18 protein-coding genes are annotated in these 20,435 nt (G+C 68.8%); 5 read left to right on the plus strand and 13 right to left on the minus strand.

Annotation, left to right across the window (positions count from 1 at the left end; all coding sequences use genetic code 11):
- Window positions 1–8: 8 nt before the first annotated feature.
- The 10 genes from F0U63_RS19905 to F0U63_RS19950 form a co-directional block, all read right to left on the minus strand.
- On the minus strand, window positions 9–1,613 hold the full coding sequence (locus F0U63_RS19905; protein ID WP_395847508.1) for an AMP-binding protein: 1,605 nt from the start codon (window positions 1,611–1,613) through the stop codon (window positions 9–11).
- 66 nt (window positions 1,614–1,679) lie between these two features.
- The gene (locus F0U63_RS19910) at window positions 1,680–2,975 is read right to left on the minus strand and encodes a PQQ-dependent sugar dehydrogenase (RefSeq protein ID WP_395848391.1); all 1,296 of its coding nucleotides are present in this window, start codon (window positions 2,973–2,975) and stop codon (window positions 1,680–1,682) included.
- 160 nt (window positions 2,976–3,135) lie between these two features.
- Window positions 3,136–4,056, minus strand: coding sequence for an NAD(P)/FAD-dependent oxidoreductase (locus F0U63_RS19915; protein ID WP_395847509.1), 921 nt, complete (start codon window positions 4,054–4,056; stop codon window positions 3,136–3,138).
- Between the two features lie 158 nt (window positions 4,057–4,214).
- A complete protein-coding gene (locus F0U63_RS19920; RefSeq protein ID WP_395847510.1) occupies window positions 4,215–4,976 on the minus strand; it encodes an SDR family oxidoreductase in 762 nt (253 codons plus the stop codon).
- A gap of 149 nt (window positions 4,977–5,125) precedes the next feature.
- A complete protein-coding gene (locus F0U63_RS19925; protein WP_395847511.1) occupies window positions 5,126–5,854 on the minus strand; it encodes a hypothetical protein in 729 nt (242 codons plus the stop codon).
- 150 nt (window positions 5,855–6,004) lie between these two features.
- On the minus strand, window positions 6,005–7,228 hold the full coding sequence (locus F0U63_RS19930; protein ID WP_395847512.1) for a cytochrome P450: 1,224 nt from the start codon (window positions 7,226–7,228) through the stop codon (window positions 6,005–6,007).
- A 173-nt stretch (window positions 7,229–7,401) separates the two neighbouring features.
- Entirely contained in the window at window positions 7,402–9,135 is a 1,734-nt protein-coding gene (locus F0U63_RS19935) for a DUF3616 domain-containing protein (RefSeq protein ID WP_395847513.1), read from the minus strand.
- Between the two features lie 86 nt (window positions 9,136–9,221).
- Window positions 9,222–9,485, minus strand: a complete 264-nt coding sequence (locus F0U63_RS19940) for a LysR substrate-binding domain-containing protein (RefSeq protein ID WP_395848392.1) — start codon at window positions 9,483–9,485, stop codon at window positions 9,222–9,224.
- Entirely contained in the window at window positions 9,485–9,631 is a 147-nt protein-coding gene (locus F0U63_RS19945; protein ID WP_395847514.1) for a LysR family transcriptional regulator, read from the minus strand. Before F0U63_RS19945 ends, F0U63_RS19940 begins: the two co-directional genes overlap by 1 nt.
- A 95-nt stretch (window positions 9,632–9,726) precedes the next feature.
- Complete coding sequence (locus tag F0U63_RS19950) at window positions 9,727–11,355, minus strand: peptide-N4-asparagine amidase (RefSeq protein WP_395847515.1); 1,629 nt, start codon at window positions 11,353–11,355, stop codon at window positions 9,727–9,729.
- A gap of 173 nt (window positions 11,356–11,528) precedes the next feature.
- Here F0U63_RS19950 and F0U63_RS19955 point away from each other — a divergent pair, with 173 nt between their 5' ends.
- From F0U63_RS19955 to F0U63_RS19970, 4 genes are all read left to right on the plus strand, one after another.
- Entirely contained in the window at window positions 11,529–12,851 is a 1,323-nt protein-coding gene (locus F0U63_RS19955; protein ID WP_395847516.1) for a pyridoxal phosphate-dependent decarboxylase family protein, read from the plus strand.
- Window positions 12,848–13,969 carry a DUF819 family protein gene (locus tag F0U63_RS19960; protein ID WP_395847517.1) on the plus strand — a complete coding sequence of 374 codons (1,122 nt, stop codon included), beginning with the start codon at window positions 12,848–12,850 and terminating at the stop codon, window positions 13,967–13,969. Before F0U63_RS19955 ends, F0U63_RS19960 begins: the two co-directional genes overlap by 4 nt.
- 61 nt (window positions 13,970–14,030) lie before the next feature.
- Window positions 14,031–15,956 carry a serine/threonine protein kinase gene (locus tag F0U63_RS19965; protein WP_395847518.1) on the plus strand — a complete coding sequence of 642 codons (1,926 nt, stop codon included), beginning with the start codon at window positions 14,031–14,033 and terminating at the stop codon, window positions 15,954–15,956.
- The gene (locus F0U63_RS19970; RefSeq protein ID WP_395847519.1) at window positions 15,953–16,864 is read left to right on the plus strand and encodes a DUF2381 family protein; all 912 of its coding nucleotides are present in this window, start codon (window positions 15,953–15,955) and stop codon (window positions 16,862–16,864) included. The genes F0U63_RS19965 and F0U63_RS19970 overlap by 4 nt, the downstream gene beginning before the upstream one ends.
- Window positions 16,865–16,941: 77 nt before the next feature.
- On the opposite strand, the gene F0U63_RS19975 is transcribed toward F0U63_RS19970, so the two are convergent.
- From F0U63_RS19975 to F0U63_RS19985, 3 genes are all read right to left on the minus strand, one after another.
- Window positions 16,942–17,412 carry an NUDIX hydrolase gene (locus tag F0U63_RS19975; protein WP_395847520.1) on the minus strand — a complete coding sequence of 157 codons (471 nt, stop codon included), beginning with the start codon at window positions 17,410–17,412 and terminating at the stop codon, window positions 16,942–16,944.
- 157 nt (window positions 17,413–17,569) lie between these two features.
- Window positions 17,570–18,763 carry an FAD-dependent monooxygenase gene (locus F0U63_RS19980; RefSeq protein ID WP_395847521.1) on the minus strand — a complete coding sequence of 398 codons (1,194 nt, stop codon included), beginning with the start codon at window positions 18,761–18,763 and terminating at the stop codon, window positions 17,570–17,572.
- Between the two features lie 50 nt (window positions 18,764–18,813).
- On the minus strand, window positions 18,814–19,314 hold the full coding sequence (locus F0U63_RS19985; RefSeq protein WP_395847522.1) for a MarR family winged helix-turn-helix transcriptional regulator: 501 nt from the start codon (window positions 19,312–19,314) through the stop codon (window positions 18,814–18,816).
- A gap of 208 nt (window positions 19,315–19,522) precedes the next feature.
- Between F0U63_RS19985 and F0U63_RS19990 the strand changes: the two genes are divergently transcribed.
- Entirely contained in the window at window positions 19,523–20,413 is an 891-nt protein-coding gene (locus F0U63_RS19990; RefSeq protein ID WP_395847523.1) for an HNH endonuclease, read from the plus strand.
- The last annotated feature ends 22 nt before the right edge of the window (window positions 20,414–20,435 follow it).

The raw sequence follows: 20,435 nt of genomic DNA on the forward strand, positions 1-20,435 counted from the left end.
GCCACCTGTCAGGCCGCCCCGCTCTCGTCCGCGTAGTGCCGTTCGTACTGTCGCCGGAGCTCGAACTTGCGCGCCTTGCCGGTGGTCGTCTGAGGCATCGCCCCGAGCAGGACGATGGACTTCGGCACCTCGAACCCACCGAGGTGCTGGCGGCAGTGAGCGATGATTTCAGCCTCGGTCGCGGAGGCGCCGGGCTTGAGCACGACGAAGCCGGTGATCGCCTCGGACCAGCGCGGGTGCGGCAGACCCACGACCGCGACCTGCAGGACCGCGGGGTGCCGCAGGAGGACCTCCTCGACCTTGATGGACGGGACGTTCTCGCCGCCGGTCTTGATCATGTCCTTCTTGCGGTCCACGAAGAGGAGCTGGCCGTCGGCGTCGAACATGCCGAGGTCACCGGTGTGGTGCCAGCCGAACGCGCGCGAACGCTCGGTCGCCTCCGGGTCCTTGTAGTAGCCGAGCATCACGTTCGGTCCGCGATGGACGATTTCCCCCACTTCGCCACGCCCGAGCAGCCGGCCTTCATCGTCCATGATGGCCGTCTCGTTCGTCACGACCGAGTCGCCCCAGTAGGAACCGAAGCGCTTGAGCTGCTGCTCCGGCTTGAACAGGGTCGTCGCCGGGTACATCTCCGTCTGCCCCGACGCGAGCGCGAAGCCTCCCGGGCAGAATTTCTCGATGAGCTCCACGAGCAACGTGCGCGCCATCGGTGCCATGACATAGAGGCACAGGCGCAGGCTGGACAGCTTCGTCGTCGGACGTGCCGGGTGCGCGAGCATCGCGGCGTACATGATGGGCAGGCCCATCAGGAACGTGATGCCGCGCTGCTCGATGGTCGCGAGTATCGCGCCCGGCTCGAAGGCGCGCCGCACGACGAGGGTCGCGCCGGCGAGCAGGAACGACATCGAGACGGCGTGCTGCGCGCAGTGGAAGATCGGGAGCACGCAGAGGGCCGAGTCGCTCGGCCGCAGCCCGAGCTCGAACAGGTTTCCACTGAGCGCCGCGTGCACCGACGCGTGCGAGTGCATGACCCCCTTCTGCTGGCCGGTGGTGCCACTCGTGTACATGATCTGGGCGAGCTGGCCGTTCTCGAGGTCCACCTCCGGCGGGGTGCCGGGCTGGCCCTTCAGCGCGTCGAGGAAGGCGGTCGTGTTCCCTTCCGGAGAGGCCTGGCCCTCGGGAACGCAGACGATGAGGCGGGTGCCGAGCGCGTCGAGCATCGCCCGCAGCTCCTGTTTCGCGAGGAACTCGGTGTCGATGACGACGTGCGTCGCCTCGGCATGCTCGAGGATGTAGCGGACGGCATCCACGGCGAGGCCGGTGTTGATCGGCACCCAGACGAGGCCCGCCTTGTAGATGCCAATGAACGCGGTGACCATCTGCGCGGAGTTACCGCAGAGCATGGCGATGCGCGCGCCCTGGGGGAGGCCCTGCGCGAGCAGGTAGTGCGCGAACGCGCTCGAGCGCTGGTCGAGCTCCGTATAGGAGAACTCGAGCGTCCCGTCGACGAGCGCCGTCTTCTCCGGCCAGCGCAGCGCCGACCGGTGGACGACGTCTCCCAGCGAGACCCGGCTGATGCGCCTGTACTGCGCTTCCTGAGTCGCTTCACTCATGCGGCTTCCTTTCCTTCGGGCGAGAAGACCGGGACGACGTGCGGAGACCCAGTGTACCTGTCCTGGCTACCGGCTCACCCGCCACACGGTGTCGCCGGTATCGTCCGCCACCAGGAGCGAGCCATCCGGCAGGAAGGTCACACCCACGGGCCGGCCGTGGACCTCGCGCCTGTCCACGTCCTGGATGAAGCCCGTGAGGAACGGCTCGGGCGCTCCGGTGGGCCGGCCGTTGGAGAACGGCACGAAGACCACCTGGTAGCCGGAGAGCTTCGAGCGGTTCCACGAGCCGTGCTGGCCGATGAAGGCGCCGCCGCGGAAGCGCTCGGGGAACATCGTTCCCTCGTTGAAGGCGAGCCCCAGGCTGGCGGTGTGCGAGCCCAGCGGCACGTCCGGCACGAGCGCGCGCTTCACGAGTTCTGGGTCCTGCTCCTTCACGCGCGGATCGAGGTGGGCGCCGAAGTAGCTGAAGGGCCAGCCGTAGAAGCCCCCGTCCTCCACGTGGGTGAGGTAGTCGGGCACCAGCTCGTCGCCCAGCTCGTCCCGCTCGTTCACCGCGGTCCACAGCACGCGCGTGCCCGGTGCGAAGCTCAGGCCCACGGGGTTGCGCAGGCCACTGGCGTAGATGCGCTCGCCCGAGCCATCCGGATTGATCTCCAGCACGTTGGCGCGGCGGGCCTCATTGGCGAGGCCGTGCTCCCCCACGTTGCTGCCCGAGCCCACCGACACGTAGAGCTTCGTGCCCTCCGGGTTGCCCAGGAGGTTGCGCGTCCAGTGGTTGTTGTAGCCGCCCGCGGGCAGGTCGAGGAGCTTCTTTCCCTCGCCGGTGATGGCGGTGTCCCCGGACCGGTAGGGATAGCGCCAGAGCCCATCCGTGTTGGCCACGTAGAAGGAGTCGCCCAGCACCCACATGCCAAAGGGCTGGTTCAAGCCAGACAGGAACACCGTGCGCGTCTCCGGTACGCCGTCGTGGTCCGCGTCGCGCAGCAGCGTGATGCGGTTGGCGCTGTGCCCGGTGCGCTGGGAGGCGGAATAGCCCACCAGCTTCGCGGCGAGCTTCCTCAAGCCGTGCAGCTCGGTGTTGGCCTCGGCCACCAGCACGTCCCCATTGGGTGTGACGTAGAGGTTGCGTGGGCTGACCAGCCCGGTGGCGTAGCGGCTCACCGTGAAGCCCTCGGCCACCGGGGCCTTTCCCTCGGGCCAGCCCACGACCTTGCTGAACTGGCGCACCGAGTCCGTGGTGTACGGTGCTGGCAACTCCACCGTTCCCGTCGCCGTCGTCACCCGGGCCGCGGGAGCGGTCTCCGCGTGGGTGCATCCCAGCAGTCCACTGCCCAGCAGCCCTGCCACTCCCCATACTCGCATTGCATTCATGGGCGCGGATCATTCCCTGGACCGGGCGCATGGGGCGTGTGAGGTACGCCGGGGCTTTGACAAGCGGACAGTGTCTACTTCGATCCCTTCGAGCGCGAACGCACCGGACCGGCTGTTCGAGGGTCGCCCGCTGCGTCCGTGACGAAGATCTTCATTCGCGTCCTCCGGCCACTTCAGCGGTAGCCAACTCGACTGTCAGCTCGTGGTTGAGCATGGCCGCCGCCTGCACGCTGGAGGCCGCCGCGATGATCGCTCCCTGCATTCGCGTTTGCAGATCTCCGCCAGCGTAGATGCCAGGCACGGAGGTCTCGCGGGTCATCGGGTCGACCCGCACATAGCCCTCCTCGTCGAGGCCCACCCCCAGTGCCCGCACGAGGTCGACCTGACGTTGCGGCGGATGAGCGAACAGCACCTCGCACGGGATGGTCGTGCCGTCCGAGAGCTCGATGCTCTCCAGCCGGTTCTCGTGCGCGACCAGGCGCGCGACAGGCCGCGTCTCGAGTCGAATGCCCATCTCGCCGAAGCGGGCGCGCATGGGTTCCGGAACGTCGAATGCCGCGCCCGTGAAGACGACGACATCACGCGTCCATCCACGCAGCTGAAGCGGGAAGTGGAGGGATTCTACCCCTCGAGCAAGGTAGCCCCACTTCCGGTCCCGGACCTCCCATCCGTGACAGTAGGGGCATTGGAAGATGGAGTGACCCCACAACTCGCGAAACCCGTCGAGCCCGAGCATCTCGTCGATCATCCCGGTGCACAGCAGGACCCGGCGCGCCTCGACCGTGTTCGTCTTCAGCTTGACCTGAAACGCGCCTCGCGTTCCCGTGATGGCTTCGACCCGAACGTCGCGCACCTCGACGCTCGAGTACTCCGCGAGCTGCCGATGGCCGATTTCCCGGAACTCGCGCGGTGGCGTTCCGTCGCGCGTGACGAAGTTGTGGAGGTGCTCGGCGGCCGCGTTTCTGCGCGGCCCCGCGTCGCAGAGCAGGACGCGCTTGCGTGCGCGGCCGAGGGCGAGAGCGGCGGAGAGTCCGGCGGGACCTCCTCCCACGATGACGACGTCGTAAGGCATGTTGGGTCTCCTGGCGGCTCAAGCGCGGGACGGGATCGTCCGGTCTCGTTCGCCATGTCCCTGTCGTAACGGCCGGCGTCGGCTACCTGAAGGGCGCGGCTTTCGGTCCGATCGGCGAGTTTTTGGCCCGAGGGGGGAGCGCGGCCCGCGCCGTGGGACTAGCGAGCGATGACTCCTCCGTCCACCGGGAGCGCGGCGCCCGTGATGAAGGAGGCCGCGCCCGAGCACAGCCATACCAGGGCCTCGGCGATCTCCTCCGGGTCCGCCATGCGGCCCACCGGCTCGTCCGCGATCAGTGCCTGCTCCAGCTGCGGATTCTTGCTGGTGCTGTCCGTGATCATGGGTGTACGGACGAGCCCGGGACACACCGCGTTGATGCGGATGTTCGCCTTCGCGTACTCCAACGCGGCCGTCTTCGTGAGACCCACGACGCCGTGCTTGGCGGCCGTGTACGCCGGTGACATCGGGAAGCCCACCAGCCCCGCCACCGAGGCGGTGTTGGCGATGCAACCGCCCCCCTGCTTGAGCATCTGCTGGATCTCCTGCTTCATGCACAGCCACACCCCCGTGAGGTTGGTGGCGATGACCCGATTCCAGGCCTCCTCGGGGTAGTCCCCCGTGGGGCCGATGACCCCGGGGATGCCCGCGTTGTTCACGGCGCAGTCCAGCCGCCCGAACGCCTCCACCGTGCCGCGAATGAGCGCCTCCACCTCGGTGGACTTCGAGACGTCACAGCGGATGAAGCGCGCCTGGCCCCCCTTCTTCTGGATGGCCGCCACCGTCTCCTCGGCTCCGGAGACGTTGACGTCGGAGACGATCACCCGCGCCCCCTCTCGCGCGAACAGCAGCGCCGTCGCACGGCCGATGCCAGAACCCGAACCCGTCACGAGCGCTGCCTTGCCTTCCAGTCTCCCGTTCATGCAACTCCCCCTGCGCTCGGACACTGGGGCTCCAGGCCGAGCGCGCGCATGGTGACAAAGAGGTTGGACTCGCACCAGCGCGCTGGCGGGCTTCCTGACGAAGGAGCCTTCATGGTCCCACCTCTTCGAGAGGGGAGGGACCGTGGCGGTCAGGAGTCCACGTTCGAGCCCATCCACTCGACGATGCGGCTCAACGTGGCGGGACGTGGGTTCTCCAGGGAGATCTGCCCCGAGTCGCCCCCGGTCACCGGGATGGGCGCGGGCAGGGAGTCGATCCTCCCCTCCACCCGTATCATCGAGGGCGGAAACCGGAGCCGGTACTTCTGCGGCGTGAAGCCGTCGAAGGTCTTGTAGGTGACGACGTACTGACGCCCCGCCATGACGGGGTAGGTAATCACTGCCGTCCCGGTATCGAGCGCGTCCTGGAGGTACTCGCCCCCGATGAAGGTGAAGGTCGCGCCCTCCTCGATGGAGGCCATGCTGAGCGGATACCCGTAGCCGTTCACGTAGCCCTTCGGGTTCACGGAGATGACGTCGGCGCTGAGGGTCACCGTCCCGCTGCGCAGCGCGGTGAGCACGAAGGCGTCGTAACGGAAGTACTGGCCGCCGAACAGGGACGTGGGAGTGAGCTCGCCACGGAGGGCGCGCTCCTTTTGTGGCGAGGTGGCCTCCGTCGTGTCGCTGGGGGCCTCGGCCAGGGTGTGCGAGGACGTCGTGGTCTGTCCCGGGGTCTGATCGGTCGGACCGGCATCGGTGGGAGTGGGTCCCAGCTCGCATCCCACGACGGTCACGTGAGCCAGGAGCAGGAGCAGGACAGCGGGACGGGGCGCCGGGAGACGCGGGGGCGCCGCGCGGACGGAGGACTGCGGGTGATTCATGGGTATTCCCCTGAGTAGGCCGGCCCCTGTGGCCATGTTCGGGGACGCGCACGGCACCGTCAACGGGAAGAGCCACGGATCGTGCGGCCCTCCATGAAAAACGCGGTGCGGGTGTTGGAGAACCGGCACCGCGTGTGAGGCGGCGGTGGGTTACAGCTCCACCGGGAGCGAGACCAGATGCATGTTGAGGAGCCCCTCCTGCTTCCACTCGGGCGAGGCGTCCTTCGCGGGCCGCACGTTGGGGAAGCGCCGCAGCAGCGTCTCGAAGAAGACCTGGGCCTCCAGCCGCGCCAGCGCCGCGCCCAGGCAGTAGAACGAGCCGTACCCGAACGCCACGTGCTTGCCCGGCTTGCGGGTGATGTCGAAACGGTCCGGTTCGGGGAAGAGGGCGGGATCCCGGTTCGCCGCGGCGAGCATCACGTACACCATCTGGTACGGCTGCATCGTGTGGCCGCCAAGCTCCACGGGCGCGACGGTGAGCCGGTTGGTCATGCCCGCCACGTCTCCGTAGCGCAGTATCTCCTCCACCGCCTGGGGAATGAGCGAGGGCTGCTGGCGCAACAGCGCGAGCTGCTCCGGGTGGTCGAAGAGAAGTGCCAGGCCCCGGCTGATGAGCCGCGCGGTGGTTTCATGGCCGGCGAACAGCAGCAGCGCGCAGTTGGCGAGGATCTCCTCCTCGGTGACGAGCCCCTCGTCCTGGGCGCGCAGGAAGACCTCGAGGATGTTCTCGCCCGAGCCGCGGCGGTACTTGGAGAGCACCTCGCGCATGTAGTCCATCATCTCCAGGATGCTCTTCTGGCTGTGGAAGAGCTGCTCGGGCTGGAAGTTGCTGAAGATGGCCGCCAGGTCGCGAGACCAACGCTGGAGCAGGTGCTCGTCGGCGAGCGGCACGCCGAGCATGTCGGCGATGACGTTCGCGGGCAGGGGGATGGCGAGCTCCTTCACCAGGTCGAAGGAGCCGCGGGTCGCGGCGGTGTCGAGCAACGTGTCGGTGAGGGCCTGGATGCGGGGCCGGAAGTTCTCCACGGTGCGCGGGGTGAAGTAGCGCTTGAGCAGCGCCTGGAAGCGGAGGTGGCCCTCGTTGGTGGTGTGCCCCATCCACATGTTGACGGCGTCGCGCAGGCGCGTGAGCTGCGTGCGGACCTCCTCGGGAAGACGCTCGAACTGCCCCGTCATCGGCCCGGCCACCAGGCGGGGATCCTTCAGCACCTGGGAGATGTCGGCGTGGCGGGTGAGCACCCAGCCGTTGAGCTGGGGGCTCCAGAGGATGGGCTGCTGGGCCCGAAGCTCGTGGTACATCGGGTGCGGGTTCCGGGCGGCCTCGAGGCTGAGGAAATCGAACGTGGAGGGCTGCTGCTGGGTGGCGTGTTGCATGGGGCTCCTGAGCGCGGTGGAAGAGGAGGTCGCGCTCGCCGGCGGCGTATCATGTCAGGGAGCGCATGAGAGGTCGCCAGGGAGAAGACAACGCCTCGATTTCCGATAGCGCCCCAGACAGCCCGGTCTCCAGGTTACCCACATCCACCTTCTGGCGCACTTCTCCCTCGCGTTCAGTCCAGGTGAACGATCCGATCGCTGAAGGACTGAGTGGAGGATGACGTGTCCTTGCACGCCGTCCCGCCGAGCAGGTGCGAGCCCATGTCGAACAGGATTCGCACGTCCTTGCTGACAGGGGACGGAATGACCGTTTCCGGAGCGGAGTCCGAGGGCGCGCTCAAGTCCATCACCTTCACCGGCGCACTGCCCGCGGCGCCGCTCCACCGCCAGAGCGCGAAGGGCCCGTTGCTCTCGTCAGAGGGTCCGCTGAGCAGCAGCATCGCCTGGTGGGCCTCGGACCACGCCATGCCCCGGATGCCCTGGCCTCCCAGGTTCACGAGGATGGCCTGACCGAACCGGGCCGTGGCACCCGCCACCACCGCGTCGGGATTGGTGAGCGTGACCATCACCGCGTTCGAGCCGGAGCGCGGGTTGCGGAAGCCCAGCACCAGCTCCCCGGTGGGAAGCGCCGCCAGGCCCTCGATGTTGGTGCCATTCACCTTCGGCGCGAGCTCCGGCACCGTGGCCTCCGACAGCCGCGAGCGCTCCTTGAGCAGCGAGATGACCGAGGTGTTGGGGACGGTCCAGTTGGACGCCTCCAGCATGTGCCTCAGCAGGTTCGACGAGGTCCCCGCGACCTGGAGCGAGGCGGTGGGGGCCGTGCCCGAGACGTCGAGGGCGAAGAACTTGTAGCGCGACGTCTCGAGCTCCCCGTTCTTGTTCCGCGCATGCGAGGTGGTCACGTAGACGCGGTTGCCCACGCGCGCGGCGTCCTCGAAGTCCGCCTCGTCCGAGGACGAGAGGCCCAACGCGCTGTTCAGGTCCTTGCTCTGGACCGCGGTGGCGCCCGAGCCCTGGGCGAAGACGCGCGCGGTCTGGGACTCATCGTTGAAGTTCAGGAAGTGGGTGGAGTCGAGCCACACCCCGCCCGAGCCGTCGCAGGTGCCTTTGTACGTCCCCGCGATCGGAGCCCCTCCATCCGTGCCACCGTCGGAGCCACTCCCTCCGTCCGTTCCTCCATCCCCGCTGGAGACCTCCCAGGACACCGTCAGCTTCGGGCGGGAAGTCTTGGTCGAATACTCGCTCGAGCGGATCTCCAGCCGGTTGTCATTGTCCTTGTTGGCGACGATGACCCCGTGGTTGCTCGCGGGGTTGGCCACCCACCCGCGCATCACCTCGAGCCCCTGCGCGTTCAGCGTCACGGTGTACGTCCCCGTGGCGGAGGCCCGGATGGAGCCCAGCGAGGCGGTGTTCCGATCGCCTGCTCCATCCGCGCCATTCGACGTCCAGTCCTGGCTGGAGTCCGCCTGCTCCCAGGTGACCTGGCCCTCGTTCCAATCGCGCGTCAGCTCGTAGAAGTCGTAGCTCTGGTCCGCCTTGTCGGACACCGTCACGACGATGGAGGCCGAGCGGATGGTGGCATTCGCCGGGATGCTGGAGACATCCCAGCGCAGCAGGATGTAGTTCTCGTTGCCGCTGCCGGCGGGGGTGTCTCCGCTCGCCGAGAGGCTGGTGGCCGAGCCGTGATTGGCGTTGGCGTCCTCCTCCTCGATCATCGCATCGCGGGTCCCCGCGTAGCTCGAGGACGGAGACACCCCGTCCTGGAACGACGTGCTCGTCAGCCCCTGGGAGAGGGAGGAGAACTCCGTCTCCGCGCCGCTCTCGTCGAACCGCTCGGAGCCGCACCCCGCGGCCACCAGGAAGTACATCGCCAACGCACCACTGACTGGAACCTTCCATCCACGCATGTCATGTCCCTCGCGCCCTGAGGCGAAGAGGCGGACGGTGGCCCATCCGGCGCGTGCGCCACGTGACGTTTCGTCAACAATCCACGTCAGTCCCCGGCGGACGCCTCCTGCGCGCTCGTGCCGAACTGCTTCGCGCAGAGGGTGGCGATCCAGTCCATGAAGATCCGCACGCGCGGCGGCACCTTTCGCTGGTAGGGGTGCACCAGCGCGAGCGGCAGGGGAGGGGGGCGTGCGTCCGGGAGCACCTCGCGCAATCGTCCGTCCGCCACGTGGGCCGCGAGGCGATAGGCCGGCACCTGGATGAGCCCGAAGTGCGCCAGGCACCCGGAGATGTACGCCTCCGAGTCCATCACCGTCGGGCGCCGAGCCTCGACTCCAGTTGCTGCACCGCGAGCGTGACGGTCGCGCGCGGCAACCCCAGGTCCGTCGCCGCCTTCGTGAAGCTGCCCAACTCGACAATGCGCGTGAAGACACGCATCGCGTCGAAACGGTCCATTCACCTCGCCCTTCGCTTCGAGTGCCCGCCTGGTGTTCCCGGTGGTTCGGGGACCCACGCTCCGCCGGGCGTGGGCCTCCTCCCGCCCGCGTCCGTCAATCGCAGTGCTGGACGTCCTCGGTGACCGTGCCGTTGCGCGTGGAGATGGAGCGGTCGTAGCAGGCGCCGCGCTCCCCGGTCAGCCGGTAGCGCTGGGTGGAAGTGCCCACCGCGTTGCGCTGTGCGCGCGGTACGCCCATCGTGTAGGCGGCCTCGCCGGTATAGAGGTCGCTCAGCTCCCGGTGCTCCAGCGTGAGCGGCCACCGGGTGGTGCGCGCGTCCTCCTCGTCGTGCAGGGAGATGGTCGTGGTGAGCCGGTTCTCCGGCGACACGCCGATGCGCCCATCGAGCGTGAAGCGCTTGTCGGACCGGCTCACGGTCGGGATGAGGCCGCGGTCGAAGACCGTGACGGTGCTGCTGTCACTCCAGGTCGCGGTGAGCGCATCCGGATTCTCCTGCTCTCCCATCCAGCGGTGCATGCTCTCGTTGGACACCGACTGCTCGACGGTCGTCACCACCAGGCCATGCGAGGTCCACAGGTAGCCAGAGGTCCGCAGGCGATGGCTGCCCCGCGTGTCCAACTGGTTCCAGCCGTCCACCAGCGCGTGCGTCGAGTCGTTGGTCTGCGCGCCGAGCCAATGCTCGGTCAGCTCGCCGATGACCCGCTTGCCGCGCGGGTCGCGCCAGACGAACACGTGGGTCGGCAGGTCCCAGCCCGGGCGGCCCTCGGGAACACCCAGCACCCGCACCGCGAGCTGGTGCGGCTGGCCGTCGGTCAGCCCTCCGACGAACGGGGTCAGGTCATAGCGGATGGGGCGGATGTCGAAGGCGCGCGGCGCCGGCAGCACGTACCACAGGAAGGGATTGGACCAGCCGCCCGTGTAGACGTGCGGGAAGGGCATGGCGATACCGGCCACCTTGCCATCCACCTCGATCTGCACCTCGCGGTACGGGCCCGAGTCGGCGGGGCAGGAGTAGGGCACCACGGTGGGCACGGTGAAGTACCAGAACTCCTCGCAGCCTCCGCCCGAGCCGGTCGCGTACACCTCGGCGACGAGCCGCTCGGTGTTGGCGGGCACCGTCACCTCGCCCACGAGCGCGCTGCCCTCGCGGCGCGGGTTGGCCAGGGGCAGCACGTCGCTCGCGGTGTCGGCTGGCTTGTAGCGGCCCTTGGCCTGGTAGAAGGTCAGGTAGACCTGCACGTCCAACACGCCGGTATAGGTCTCGTTGACCACGTTGCCAATCAGCATCCAGATGGGCTGGGGCCGGGAGAGCAGCGGGGCGTAGGCGGTGACGTCCTTCTCCACCGACCACGCGATGCCTTCCCGGGAAGGCTCGGGCGTGGACGTCTTGAAGATCGTGACCCCGCCCACTTCCAGGTGCCCGAGCCGGTCGTACTGCACACCCTGGACCTTGCCTTCCATGCGCAGCACCACCTTGTTCCAGGGTCCCGGGCAGTCCGCGGGCGGAGTGAAGGTGCTGGTGTAGGGGGTGAAGTCGTCGAACTTCTCGTCGACGATCTTCACCGTGCACGACGCCGTCGCCGGCTTCTCCACCGCGGGGGCGGCGGTGCGCGGGTCGTCCCAATCCGTACCGAACTCGGGGGGCGGCTCGGTGGCCCGGGCGGGGCTCATCGCGCCGAGCACGAGGCCCGTTGCCGTGAGGAGCGCGGGGAGACGATTCATGGTGTTCTCCAGGTAGGCAAGGAAAGCCTGGAGAGTAGGACTCATGGCCGCCGGGGGCAATGACACACCCCCTCGCACCGAAGAGGCGCGACAGCGGCTCGACCCCCCCGCGCGGCGGCTCCGGAACTTCACCTATAGTGGGATTTTCAACACCTCCCACTTCCGGAGCAGTGATGTCGAAGAGTGCCCATCTGGCTTCCCAGGGAATGAGCCACCAGGACGTGCTCGCGCGGATGCGTGCGATGCGCACCGACGATGCCCGCTGGCAGGAGGGCCGCACGTGGAGCCTCGTCTACAACGCGGGCGAGGAGCTCCGCCGGGTGGCCGCGGAGGCCTATACCGAGTTCATGTCCGAGAATGGCCTGAGCCCCCTGGCCTTTCCCAGCCTGAGGCGCTTCGAGGCCGAGGTGCTGACGATCGCGGCGGAGCTGTTTCACGGAGACACGGCCGCCGGCACCATGACGTCCGGTGGCACCGAGTCCATCCTCATGGCCATCAAGACGGCGCGTGACTACGCCCGGGCCGAGCGCGGCATCACCGAGCCGGAGATGGTGTTGCCCGCCTCGGTGCACCCCGCCTTCCAGAAGGCAGCGCACTACTTCGGGGTCAAGGCGTTGAACATCCCCGTGGGGGCGGATCTGCGCGCCGACGTGGACGCCATGCGCGCGGCCATCGGTCCGCGCACGGTGCTCGTCGTCGGCTCGGCGCCCTCCTATCCGCACGGGGTGGTGGACCCCATCTCCGAGCTGGCCGCCCTGGCCCAGGAGAAAGGCGTGCTCTTCCACGTGGATGCGTGCCTGGGCGGTTTCCTGCTGCCCTTCGCGCGGCGGCTCGGCCATGCCATCCCCGAGTTCGACTTCGCGGTGCCCGGAGTCACCAGCATCTCGGCGGACCTGCACAAGTACGGCTACGCGGCCAAGGGCGCGTCCGTCGTGCTCTACCGCACGCCCGAGCTGCGCCGGTACCAGTTCTTCACCTTCGCCGGGTGGAGCGGCGGCCTCTACGCCTCGCCCTCCATGGCGGGCACGCGCCCCGGAGGCGCCATCGCCGCGGCCTGGGCCGTGCTCAAGTACCTCGGCGAGGAGGGCTATCTGCGGCTGTCGCGCCAGGTGCTCGACACCGCCCAGGCCCTGCGCGAGGGCATCGCCGCGGTACCCGGGTTGACGCTGCTGGGGGAGCCCTCGCTGAGCATCTTCGCGTTCTCCTCGGACACGCTGGATGTCTACGCCCTGGGGGATGCCATGGAGGCGCGTGGCTGGAAGCTGGACCGGCAGATGTCGCCGCCCGCGCTGCACCTGATGGTGACGCCCGCCCATGCGGCGGTGGTGCAGCCCTTCCTCGCGGACCTGCGCGCGTGTGCCGCGCTGCTCGCCTCCGGCGCGCCCGCCCCGGATGGCAGCGCCGCCATGTACGGCATGCTGGGCTCCATTCCGGACCGCGCCCAGGCCGAGGGCTTCCTCCTGCAGTTCATGGACGGGCTGTACTCGGCGGAATGAGCGGACCCCTTCAAGTCCTGGCCCTGGTGGGCTTTCCGGCACTGGCCCTGCTCGCCGCGCGCCACATCAAACAGGTGGAGTGGGTGGGGCCGGTGGTCGTCTGCTACGCCTTTGGCATCCTGCTGGGCAACGTGCCGGGCGTGGCGCTGTCGGAGCGGCTGAGCCTGTCGGTGAGCGAGGCCGCCGTGCCGCTCGCCATCCCCCTGCTGCTGTTCTCCACGGACGTGCGCCGGTGGTGGCGGCTGGCGCGCTCCACGCTGCTGTCGTTCGTCCTCGCGTGTGGGTCGGCCATGGCGGGCTCGGCGCTCGTGGGCCTCATGGTCCGGGAGCGCTCGGACGAGTGGTGGAAGATGTCCGGCATGCTCGTGGGCGTCTACACGGGGGGCACCGCCAACATGAACGCCATCGGGTTGGCGCTCCGGGTGCGCGAGGAGACGCTCATCCTCTTGAACACCGCGGACATCGTCGTGGGGGCCGTGTACCTGCTCTTCCTCGTGACGGTGGCGCAGCGGATCGCCCTGAAGTTCCTGCCGCCTTTTCCCACGGCCACGGGCTGGGACGACGCGCCGGAGCAGGGGAGGGCGGCGCTCTTCCCGAAGCGCCAGGTGGGGAACATGGCGCTGGCCCTGGTGCTGGCGGCGGTGCTCGTGGGCCTGTCGGTGGGGGCGTCCCAGGTGGTGCTGGGGGGGTTGGAGCCGCCGGTGGTGTTGCTGGTGTTGACGTCCTTGAGCCTGGCCGCGTCCTTCCACCCGGCGGTGCGCCACCTGCCCAGCTACGCGCTGGGGGACTACGCGCTGCTCGTCTTCTGCGTGGCGGTGGGCACGCTCGCGGACGCGAGCCGCCTGGGGGAGGCGAGCCTGTTCGTCTTCGCCTTCTGCGCGGCGGTGGTGGGGGTGTCCGTGGGGCTGCACTTCGCGCTCGCCGCGCTCTTCCGCATCGACGCGGACACCGTGCTCATCACCTCCACGGCCACCATCTTCGGTCCGCCCTTCATCGGTCCGGTGGCGCGCGCGCTGCGCAATCGCGAGCTCGTGGTGTCCGGGCTCACCACGGGGCTCATGGGTTACGCGGTGGGGACCTACCTGGGCCTGGCCGTGGCCTGGCTGCTGCGGCCCTGAAGGCGACAGCAGCCGTCGTCTCCGCCGGTCCCACTGGCGCGGTTGGGTTCTGCTAGAGTCGGTGACTTCGGAGGTTCGCGTCCTGGTCATCTGCCTGCCCCAACCCGGCGCCATGGTGGGCGCCTATCGCATCATCGAGAAGCTGGGCCGGGGAGGCTCGGGCCACGTCTACAAGGCGGAGCGGGGCGGGCGCTTCTACGCCATCAAGGTGCTCGACACCCTGGAGGAGGGCGGCTGGTCCCGGCGCGAGCTCGCGGCCATGCTGCGGCTGAGCCTGGACAACGTGGTGCGCTTCAAGTCGTTCGACCGGTGGCCGGACGCGGAGGTGGGCTACCCGTGCATCGTCATGGAGTTCGTCCCCGGCCTGTCGCTGGAGGACTGGGCGCGGCGCCTCAATCCCCCGGTCCGCGCCGTGCTGACCGTCTTCCACAAGGCGGTGATGGCGCTCGAGGACATCTTCGAGCTCGGGGTGCTGCACCGGGACATCAAGGCGTCCAACATCCTCATCCGGGAGCCAGACGGCGAGCCGGTGTTGATCGACTTCGGCTTCAGCGCCGTGAGGGGAGACCCGACGCGGACGGTGCCGGGCCTGCTGCCGCCGGGAACGCCGGAGTACCGCAGCCCCGAGGCCGTGCGCTTCGCCCGGGGCGAGACCGGAGCGCTGACGTACACGTATGGCCTGTCCGACGAGCTGTGGGCGGCGGGGGTGCTGCTGTACTGGCTGCTCACGGACACGCTGCCCTTCGGCTCGCGGAACACGCCGGGATTGAATGACCGCATCCGCCTGGAGACGCCCCTCGCGCCCCACGTGCTCAACCCCCGGGTTCCCGAGGCGGTCAGCCGGCTGTGTCTGCGCATGTTGGAGAAGGAGCCCTGGGCGCGGTTTCAAACCCACGAGGCGCTCCTCGTGGCGGTGGAGGAACTGCTCGCGGCGTCCGAGGGGGAGGTGGGCTGGGAGCAGCCCTTGATCGACCCCGAGCCGCCGTGGCCAGCGGGGGAGGGCGGCTCGGACCCGGAGGGAGACGAGAGCGGGTTTCCCGGGAGGGCGCCCAGGCGGGGGCGGGGGGCCTGGGAGGAGCGTGGCGGGCCAGGGGTGGCTCCAGCCGGGGAGATGGCCTCGCGGGTGTGCTCGGTGGCGGATGCCGCCGGGGAGCAGCGCGTGCCGGACGGGAAGAAGACGCCGCGATGGGCGTGGGGGTGGGTGCTCCTGGGACTCGTGCTCGCGGTCTGCGCCGTGGCGCTCTGGCATCGGGCGTCCTACCCACCTGTTACGTCCACCCAGGGTAGGGGAACGAAACAGGCCGTGTTTGTCCATGAAATGGCGCGGACAGGGGAGCCATTCCAAGCTCAACCGGGCGCGGCGCCTGACAGGGCACAACCCCCCGCGTCATCCCAGACACCCATGTCCCATTCCGCCGATGTGAATCAGACACCATCCCGGTCCAATCCTCCCCGCGGTGAGGCGGGGCGTTCCTGCTGGAAGACGGCCGCCGTGGGCGCCCTGGCCGGTGCGGCGCTCGAGGGTTGCACGGGCGCGACGGCGCCCCAGGTGCGCCCCTCGCCGCCCCCCGTCATCGAGTGCCCCGCTGGCTGGAAGGACACCCATGAGCTGTTTGGACTGATCTTCATGGAAGTCGAGGTCGTGCAGCCAGGCACAGGCGGGGAATATGGAAGAGGCGTCGAGGTGAAGGAGGGTCCCTTGACCGTGGTATTGGACGAGCCTTGGATGCAGATGCCCCAAGGTACTGTCTTCACCGGGACATTGAAGTTTGGAGAGAATCGGATCTTCGGCCGCTTCGATCACGCCCGGACGCCAGACGGGCATCGCTATCCGATCTGCGTTCAAGCCTATCAATATGGGGAGGCCTCTTATTGTGCTCGTCCGGGAGTGGGCATCTGCCCGGCGACAGGAAGTTCGCCAGGACATTACCTGCTCTGGCAACGCTTCAGTGTGGCGCCGACGAAGGACTTCGGGGAAGAGGAATGACCCGCGGCGTCCTCCTGTGTCTGGTCTTGCTCTCGCGGAGTGTGCGCGCCGCCGAACCGCAACGGTTTTCCGACTGCGCTGCTGCGTCTTGGGTGGACCTGGGGGATGCCTCCTCTCCCTTCGTGCCCGAGGTTTGCGTCAGCCCGGACCAGCCGACCACCCTGGTTTTCGACACCCCCGTCGCATGGGGGGCGGTGAAGATCCAACCGGAGGAACGACTGGCGGACTGGGCACAGGGCAGGGAAGGTCGGAGCCTCATGGTGCTTCCCCGGGCGGAGTTTCCGCCAGGTGAGCGCGTCAAACTCTCGGTGCGCTTCTCCGGGGAGGCGGAACCCGTCTGGGTGGAGTTCTGGTTGGTGGGTCATCCGGCACGGAGCGCGCGGAGGGTGGAAGTGTCACACCACACGCGTCCGCCAGGGGGGACCTGGCGGGAGGCCGCCGAAGCGAGGAGCGAAGCGCGTCAGTGCCAGCAAGACAAAGCGCGTCTCCTGGCGGAGCGCGAGGCTCCGGGGGGGCTCATGGGCATCGCATGGCTCGAACGTGATGTGGACAGGCGATGGCAGGAGCTTTCTCAAGTCGGCGGGCGCTCTCCCGGAAGCGCGCTCCACGCCACGAAGGTCAGGAGCTACCGGCACGCGCAGAGTGTGGCGGTGCGGCTCCATCTGTTGAACGGCACCTCTGCTCCCTGGCGCGTGGCGGGCGCGGTGTTGACGGATGGCGCAGGGAGGAAGCTCGAGCTGTTGGCATGGCAGCAGGCGCCCCTTTCTCCGGGGTCCAGGGGGGTGGTCGTGGTCGGTGCCCAACGGGCTCCCGCCCCCCTGCGCTGCCCCTGCGAGATCGAACTCTGGGAAGAGGGGCGGGCCCGCACCGTCACCCTGAGGCAGGTGGCCTTTCCTTCCGCGAAGTAGTTTCCCCTCGGCTCACCATGTCCTGAGGTCGAGGTCGTGGCCCTCGAGGTGGCCGATGGCCCATGGGGGGCTTGAGACTAGACATCCTCATCGGGCAGGAGCGTGCGCAGTAGCTCGTCGTCGGGGCCAAGCGGGCGCCAGCCGCGAGGCGGCGGCGTGGCGAGGAGCGTCGCGCTGACCTGCCTTGCTCTGTCCTGGTGAGTATCAGGGGTGTAGGCAATCCACGAACTGAGCGCCTTGGCGACTTCGAAACGGTTGGCGTCATCCAGCACGGCCGGCCAGCCATTGGGGAGACCTTCGGACAGCTCGCGCACCAATTGTCCGCGCGCCAACCGCGTGAGTCGATGGCTCCGCTCCTCCTCGGCCACCAGTCCGCTGAACACCTGCACGGCGTTGATGTCATCCTCGCCGAGCGTCTGGGCTAGCGCCACCAACGAGGCGGTGGGATGGGCGTCGGCGAAGGCGGTGAGGGAGTCGTAACCCCGCTCGCGGACTCGCTCATACAAGCGGACCTTCCAGTTGCCCTGCCAGGAGCGTCCGTCGGTCATCGACCTCTCCAGGGGGTGAAGTTAATCGGGAGATCGTAGCGCTTCATATGAAACGCGACTCGTTCACCTTCTCCCGGGAGGCGCGACGCCGGTGCGGCCGCTCCGGTGCGTCGGACTCAGTCGTTGTGGCGAGGGCGCGTGGAGCCGCCCGTGTCCATCACGACACGCCATAGTCCGGCAGGGTGATGGCCTCGGCGGGGGGCGTCAGGAGCCGACCGAGGAGCTGGCGCACCCCGGGCGCGGTGGCGAAGCGCAGCACGGTGTGGCTCAAGGCGATGCCGGCCCGGGTTTTCGGATTGGCGAGCCTCGGTGCCAACGAGGGCACATCCTGCGCCTGCGCGACGTAGGGGCGCATCACTCGCTCGTAGGCCGCGAACGCCTCGGCATGGTCCGCATGCCGGGACAGCTCTCCCGCGAGAACGTAGGCGCCCACCAGCGCCAGGCTCGTCCCCATGCCGCTGATGGGCGAGGCGCAATAGGCCGCATCGCCCACCAGCGCCACCCGCCCTCGCGACCAGCGGGGCATGCGCACCTGGCCAATCGCCTCGAAGTAGAAGTCCGTCGTCCCGGCCAGCCCCGCCAGGGCCCGAGGCACCTGCCACCCGGCATCGGCGAACACCCGCCGGAGCACGTCCTTCTGCTCGGCCTGTCCGAGCCGCTCATAGCCGCGGGGCGGACTGAGGAACGTCAACAAGGCCCGGGTCGTGCCGACGTTGTCCGGCCGCAGGACCAGGCTGCGGCTGCCCGGGGCGTTGTACCAGCGCGCCCAGTTGTCATCCGACGGCTCCCGGGGAATCGTGAAGTAGGCGATGTAGAGGCCCAGCGAGCGGATCCTCGCCTCGTCCCCGAACACGAGCTGCCGCGTCTTCGAGCCGATTCCATCCGCGGCGATGACGAGATCGAACTCGCGCTCGGGGCCGTGGAGGAAGCCCACCCGGACCCGGTTACCGGTGTCGGTGAGGGAGGCCACCCGATCGCCGAACAGGTACTCGGTGTCCTCCCGGGTGGCGTCGTAGAGGACCCGGGCGAGTTCGCCGCGCAGGATCTCCAGCTCGGCTGTCGGTCCCTTGCCATCCAGCGCCTCGGAGCTGATGCGCGCCTTCTCCCGCCCCTCCGAGTCCACGAAGGCGAGGCCTGCCTCATGGGTCGTCCGGGCGCGGATCGCCTGCTCGAGGTTCATCCGGCGCACGACCGCCTGCCCCGCGCCGCGCACGTCCACCGACTGTCCCCCGGTGCGCAGCTCCGGGGCCCGCTCGACGATGACCGGACGCATGCCGTGGCGTTTCAACCAGAACGCGAGCGCTGGACCGGCGATGCTGGCTCCGCAGATGAGGACGGTTCGTTCAGCCATGGGGTGGATTCCTTTTCGTGCCGCGGGTGGGTAGGGCGTACGGTGGGCGCTCAGGTGCCGGAGGGGCGCTCGAGCGCGGTGACATAGACGTCGATGACCTGGCCGAGGAACCGCTCGACCACGGCGCGGTCGGCCTCGCTCAGCCCGGACACGACCGCATCCAGGCTCATGAGTACCGGCATCAATTGCTGGATGACCCGGGCGACGGACGCCTCGGCCGGGACGACGAGCACCTTGCGGCGGTCCGCGGCGTCGCGTTCGCGCGAGACGTGTCCGGCCCGCTCCAGCCGATCAACGATGTGCGTGCTGGCCGCGGTCGACACCTCCAGGCGCGAGGCCAGATCGCTGGGGGTCAACGGCCCCTCGGAGACCAGGTGCTCCATGGCGGAGAGATCCGTCAGGTTGACGCCCAGGTGCTCGCCCATGCGCTGCTCGATCTTCCGCGTGAGGACCGCGATGAGCCGCAGGCGATCGCCGATTTCACCTCCCGCGAGTCGCAACTGCTCCAGCTCCGCCTCGGGCGGACCCGGGGGCGTACGACCTCTCGCCATGGCACCCTCAATATTGATTAAATTGGTTAGCTACCAAGTGGTTTGAATATAATGACCGTTAGCCAAGGGGCAAGGCAATCCGAGCCTGGGGCGGATTCGTCCCGAGAGCGGGGGAGACCCAGCAGGTCCGTTCCCGAGGACCTCCGGGGTGCATCCCGCCAGGTCGTGGCGCTAACCTGGTGCGCGGACGCGCCCCGGTGAAAGGCCCATGGCGAAGGCGATCTTCACGACCTCGGAGAGTTCCGCGTACGACGACCAGCCCGAGGTCCGTTACCACTTTCCGAAGACCTACTTGCGCCAGGCCGAGGCCGCCCTCGAAGATCTGGTCCTCTACTACGAGCCTCGCCGCACGCAGGGACCCCGGAGCACCACGGGCCGTCAGGCCTACTTCGCCGTGGCCCGGCTTGCGCGCGTGGAGCGGGACGAGGCCACACCCGACCACTACTACGCCTACGTCGAGGACTACCTCGAGTTCGATCGCCCGGTGCCCTTTCGGGAAGGAGACCTGTACTACGAGGGCGCCCTGCGCAAGCCGGACGGCAGCACCAACAAGGGCGCGTTTGGCCGCGCGGTCCGCAACCTCGACGAGGCCGAGTTCGAGGCCATCCTGCGCGCGGGCTTCACGCGGGAGCTCGAACCCTGGGAGCGGCTCGCCCCGGAGGTCGGGGAGCCCGCCATCACCTACGCGGAGCGGCCGATCGTCACCCAGGTGGTGTCACGGCCCTTCCGGGACGAGGCCTTCCGTCGCCACGTGCGCGAGGCCTATGACAACACCTGCGCCGTGTCGGGGCTGCGGCTCATCAATGGCGGGGGACGTCCCGAGGTGCAGGCCGCGCACATCCAGCCGGTGGCCCGGCACGGACCGGACTCGGTGCGCAACGGCCTCGCCCTGACCGGCACCGTGCACTGGCTCTTCGATCGAGGGCTCATCTCCGTCGATGACGACCACCGGCTCCTGGTGGCCCGCGGCGAACTGCCCGAGGGCATGGGCGGGTTGATCCAACCCCATCGTCCCTTGCGGCTGCCCCAGCGGCAGGAGTGGTGGCCCCACGCCAGCTACCTGAGATTCCACCGGGAGCACGTCTTCAAGGGCCCGTGATTGACCGCCCTATCTGGCCGCG

This window comes from Cystobacter fuscus, from assembly GCF_044360685.1.
In the GTDB taxonomy this organism is placed as follows: Bacteria; Myxococcota; Myxococcia; order Myxococcales; family Myxococcaceae; genus Cystobacter; species Cystobacter fuscus_C.